A 1058-nucleotide genomic window follows, 5' to 3' on the forward strand; every position below is an offset into this window, starting at 1 on the left:
GGTCCGTGGGCGGTGACGCCGAGTTCGTCGGTGTCGGGTGCAAGGGGACGCAGGGTGACGTAGGCGATCGTGGAGCCGTCGTGGATGGTGGCTCCCGCCCAGCGTCGCGTCGGGGTGAGCTGGCTGTCGTGGCGGACGGTGGTGTCGACGGCGAGGCGGCCGAAGCGGGTGCCGGCGGTGACGAGCCACAGGTCGAGGTGCGCGGTCGGTTCGTCGTCGTGGATCGTCAACCCGGTCCACAGACTGTGGGGTGGGCTGTCCACCGCGGCGCGTAGCGCCGGCTCGTCGGCGGGGTCGTGGTCGTCGACCCGCAGGACGACGCCGTCCGCGAGGGTGACGGCGTGTCCGCTGTGGGCGTCGGCGCCACGCAGTGGGACGAATCCGCAGACGAGCGCCGAGCGGCTGACCAGCCGGCCTGGCTCGACCGTGTCGAGCGGGAGCGAGCGGGTGAGGCCGCTTCCGTGCAGTCGGAGGGGGACGACGATGCGGCCAGCGGGGCCGAGCTGGTCCCACCAGCCCTTTGCCAGGTCCCACGCCCCCGCGGTGATCACGATGCGGTCATAGGGTGCCCCCGCCGGGTGCCCGGCCGCACCATCCCCATGGATGACGTCAACGCGCTCGTAACCGGCTGCGGCCAGTGCGCTGCGGGCGCCCGCGGCGAGCTCCTCGTCGATTTCGATGGTGGTCACATGCCCGGCCGGGCCGGTGAGCTCGGCGAGGAGGGCAGCGTTGATGCCGGTGGCGGTGCCGATCTCCAGGACGCGGTGGCCGGAGTGGACGTCGGCCTGTTCGAGCATGGCCGCGACGAGGTTGGGCTGCGAGGCCGAGGACGTCGCGGTGCCGTCGGGGGCGCGGCGAGTAACGATGACCTGTGGGGCGTAGGCGGTCTCAAGGTCGACCTCGGGCAAGAACAGATGCCGTGGCACCGCGCGGAACGCGGCTTCGACCTGGGCAGTTCGAAACGTGTCCAAGCGGCGGATGTCGGCGACGAGGTCGTCGCGGAGCTGCTCGGGGGTGCGGGTGGTCATCGTGGTCACCGTTCGTCAGGGGTCGGGCCG

General features: G+C 72.2%; 1 protein-coding gene. It reads right to left on the reverse strand.

Going from position 1 to position 1058, the window contains the following annotated elements:
• Positions 1-1028: methyltransferase, FxLD system (gene fxlM / locus B207_RS0106805; RefSeq protein ID WP_035740204.1), on the reverse strand; the 1028-nt coding region annotated here is incomplete at its 3' end.
• Between the last annotated feature and the right edge of the window lie 30 nt (positions 1029-1058).

This window comes from Parafrankia elaeagni (genome assembly GCF_000374165.1).
In the GTDB taxonomy this organism is placed as follows: Bacteria; Actinomycetota; Actinomycetes; order Frankiales; family Frankiaceae; genus Parafrankia; species Parafrankia elaeagni.